This window comes from Streptomyces sp. NH27 (assembly GCF_056859195.1).
Genome location: NZ_JACEGK010000646.1, coordinates 1 through 3,910, shown reverse-complemented (window position 1 = coordinate 3,910; position 3,910 = coordinate 1). Strand labels below are relative to the sequence as shown.

3 protein-coding genes are annotated in these 3,910 nt (G+C 69.6%); all 3 read left to right on the top strand.

The genetic code is table 11. The annotated features are described in order from the left end of the window. The first annotated feature begins 48 nt into the window (after window positions 1–48). The 3 genes from dxr to ispG all read left to right on the top strand — a co-directional run bounded on the left by dxr (window position 49) and on the right by ispG (window position 3,871). On the top strand, window positions 49–1,299 hold the full coding sequence (gene dxr, locus AC13HU_RS33740; RefSeq protein ID WP_483045797.1) for a 1-deoxy-D-xylulose-5-phosphate reductoisomerase: 1,251 nt from the start codon (window positions 49–51) through the stop codon (window positions 1,297–1,299). After that, window positions 1,296–2,615 (top strand): M50 family metallopeptidase, encoded by a 1,320-nt coding sequence (locus tag AC13HU_RS33735; protein ID WP_483045796.1) that lies wholly within the window; start codon window positions 1,296–1,298, stop codon window positions 2,613–2,615. Before dxr ends, AC13HU_RS33735 begins: the two co-directional genes overlap by 4 nt. 101 nt (window positions 2,616–2,716) lie before the next feature. Continuing rightward, a complete protein-coding gene (ispG, locus tag AC13HU_RS33730; protein ID WP_483045795.1) occupies window positions 2,717–3,871 on the top strand; it encodes a flavodoxin-dependent (E)-4-hydroxy-3-methylbut-2-enyl-diphosphate synthase in 1,155 nt (384 codons plus the stop codon). Window positions 3,872–3,910 lie beyond the last annotated feature (39 nt).

Below are 3,910 nucleotides of genomic sequence, written 5' to 3'. Positions count from 1 at the left end.
ACCCGGGCCCGTGCGTGGACAAGGGTCCGGGCAGGACAGAATGACCCCATGACGGACGCTCTCGCAGACCCGCATTACCGCCCGCACGTGCCCGCCGGACCCGACGACGGGCCCCGGGACATCGTGATCCTCGGCTCGACCGGGTCGATCGGCACCCAGGCGATCGACGTGGTGCTGCGCAATCCCGACCGGTTCCGGGTGGTCGCGTTGTCGGCCGCGGGCGGCCGGGTCGCCCTACTGGCCGAGCAGGCGCACCAGTTGGACGTGCGCACCGTCGCCGTCGCCGACGAGAAGGCGGTACCCGCGCTGCGCGAGGCGCTGGCCGAGCGGTACGGCAGCCGGCCGTTGCCGGAGATCCTCGCCGGGCCGCAGGCCGCCACCGAGGCCGCGGGTCTGGAGTGCCACTCCGTGCTGAACGGCATCACCGGCTCCATCGGCCTGCGTCCCACGCTCGCCGCCCTGGCCGCCGACCGGGTGCTGATTCTCGCCAACAAGGAGTCGCTGATCGTCGGCGGCCCGCTGGTGAAGGCCCTCGCCCGGCCCGGCCAGGTGGTGCCCGTCGACTCCGAGCACTCCGCACTGTTCCAGGCGCTGCTGGGCGGCACCCGCGCCGAGGTCCGCAAGCTGGTCGTCACCGCCTCCGGCGGGCCGTTCCGCGGCCGCACCCGCGCCGAACTGGCGGGCGTCACCGTCGAACAGGCCATGGCCCACCCGACCTGGGACATGGGGCCGGTGGTGACGATCAACTCCGCGACCCTGGTCAACAAGGGTCTGGAGGTCATCGAGGCGCACCTGCTCTTCGACGTCCCGTTCGACCGGATCGAGGTCGTCGTCCACCCGCAGTCGTACATTCACTCGATGGTGGAGTTCGCCGACGGCTCCACGCTCGCGCAGGCCAGCCCGCCCGACATGCGGATGCCGATCGCGCTGGGCCTGGGCTGGCCGCACCGGGTGCCGGACGCCGCGCCGGGCGTGGACTGGACGAAGGCAGCCACCTGGGAGTTCTTCCCGCTCGACAACGACGCGTTCCCATCCGTCGCACTGGCCCGACATGTCGGTAGCCTCGGAGGAACCGCGCCCGCCGTGTTCAACGCCGCCAACGAGGAATGCGTCGAAGCCTTCCGCACCGGTCGGTTGCCGTTCACCGGGATCGTGGACACCGTCGCCCGGGTCGTCGAGGAGCACGGCACGCCGGCATCGGGAACTCGACTGACCGTCGAGGACGTCCTCGAAGCGGAGACCTGGGCGCGGGCCCGGGCCGGGGAACTGGCGCAAGCAACGGAGGCAGCAGGCGTATGACGGCTCTCATGACGGTCCTCGGCATAGTCGTCTTCGCCGTCGGTCTGATGATCTCCATCGCGTGGCACGAGTTGGGCCACCTGACCTGGGCCAAGATCTTCAAGATCCGCGTGCCGCAGTACATGGTCGGTTTCGGCCCCACCCTGTGGTCGCGCAAGAAGGGCGACACCGAGTACGGCTTCAAGGCGATCCCGCTCGGCGGCTACATCCGGATGATCGGCATGTTCCCGCCCGGCGAGGACGGCCGGATCACCGCCCGCTCCACCTCGCCGTGGCGCAGCATGATCGAGGACGCCAGGACCGCCGCGTACGAGGAGCTCCAACCGGGCGACGAGACACGGATGTTCTACACGCGCAAACCGTGGAAGCGCGTCATCGTCATGTTCGCCGGGCCGTTCATGAACCTCGTGCTCGCCGTCGCGCTGTTCCTCACCGTCTTCATGGGCTTCGGTGTCAACATGTCGACGACCGTGGTCGGCCAGGTCAGCGACTGCGTGGTCTCGCAGGCCGACACCTCGCACCGCGACCCGAACAACCCGTGCCGCCCCACCGACCCGGTGGCGCCGGCCAAGACCGCCGGGCTCAGGGCCGGCGACAAGTTCGTGGAGTTCAACGGCAAGCCGGTGAAGAACTGGTCGGAGCTGTCCGAGGACATCCGCAAGGGCGCGGGGCCGGCCACGATCGTGGTGCTGCGGCACGGCCAGCGGGTCACCCTGCACCCGGACATCACCACCAACACGGTGGCCAGGACCGACAGCGACGGGAACCCGACCGACGGCGACCCGGTGAAGGCCGGCTTCCTCGGCTTCAGCCCGGCCAGCCACATCCAGCCGCTCGGCTTCGCCGACTCCGTCGACCACATGGGCGACATGGCCAAGCAGGGCGTCGACTCGCTGATCTCGCTGCCCAAGCGCATCCCCGACCTGTGGAACGCCGCGTTCCACCACGCGCCGCGCAAGGCGGACTCGCCGATGGGCGTGGTCGGCGCGGCCCGGGTCGGCGGCGAGGTCTTCGCGATGAAGGCGCCCGCCATCGACCGGGTGGTGACGATGGTCATGCTCGTGGCCGGCTTCAACCTGTCGCTGTTCCTGTTCAACATGCTCCCGTTGCTGCCGCTGGACGGCGGCCACATCGCGGGCGCGCTGTGGGAGGCGATCCGGCGACACGCCGCCCGGGTCTTCCGCCGTCCCGATCCCGGACCGTTCGACGTGGCCAAGCTCATGCCGATCGCCTATGTCGTGGCCGGAATCTTCGTGTGCTTCACGCTGCTGGTTCTGATCGCGGATGTGGTCAACCCGGTCAAACTGAGTTCCTAATGGCCCGAGCCGGGTGAGAGTCGTGGGCGGGGTGTCGTAATCTCGATGCTGGAGCCCGCCCACGACGGGACCTCGTTCCACACCTTGGGGATGCCACGCAGATGACCGCGATTTCGCTCGGTATGCCGGATGTTCCGACCAAACTCGCCGACCGCCGCAAAAGCCGTCAGATCCAGGTCGGGAGCGTCGCGGTGGGCGGTGACGCGCCGGTCTCCGTGCAGTCGATGACCACCACCCGCACTTCCGATATCGGTGCCACCCTCCAGCAGATCGCCGAGCTGACCGCGTCCGGCTGCCAGATCGTCCGGGTCGCCTGCCCCACCCAGGACGACGCCGACGCGCTCGCCACCATCGCCAAGAAGTCGCAGATCCCGGTCATCGCCGACATCCACTTCCAGCCGAAGTACGTCTTCGCGGCCATCGACGCGGGCTGTGCGGCGGTCCGGGTCAACCCCGGCAACATCAAGCAGTTCGACGACAAGGTCAAGGAGATCGCCAAGGCCGCCTCGGCGGCCGGCGTGCCGATCCGGATCGGCGTCAACGCCGGCTCGCTGGACCGCCGGCTGCTGGAGAAGTACGGCAAGGCCACCCCCGAGGCGCTGGCCGAGTCCGCGCTGTGGGAGGCGTCGCTCTTCGAGGAGTACGACTTCCGCGACCTCAAGATCTCCGTGAAGCACAACGACCCGGTGGTCATGGTCAACGCCTACCGGCTGCTCGCGCAGCAGTGCGACTACCCGCTGCACCTCGGCGTCACCGAGGCCGGTCCGGCCTTCCAGGGCACGATCAAGTCCGCGGTCGCCTTCGGCGCGCTGCTCGCCGAGGGCATCGGCGACACCATCCGGGTCTCGCTCTCCGCGCCGCCCGCCGAGGAGGTCAAGGTCGGCATCCAGATCCTGGAGTCGCTGAACCTGCGCCAGCGCCGCCTGGAGATCGTCTCCTGCCCGTCCTGCGGCCGCGCCCAGGTCGACGTCTACAAGCTCGCCGACCAGGTCTCCGCCGGCCTGGACGGCATGGAGGTCCCGCTGCGGGTCGCCGTCATGGGCTGCGTCGTCAACGGCCCCGGCGAAGCCCGCGAGGCCGACCTCGGCGTCGCCTCCGGCAACGGCAAGGGGCAGATCTTCGTCAAGGGCGAGGTCATCAAGACCGTGCCGGAGTCGCAGATCGTCGAGACCCTGATCGAGGAGGCCATGAAGCTGGCCGAGCAGATGGAAGCGGCCGGTGCCGCGTCCGGTGAGCCGCAGGTGAGCGTCTCCTGACCGCACGTTTCAGGCCGGGTGTCGCGTGCGGTGTGCCGC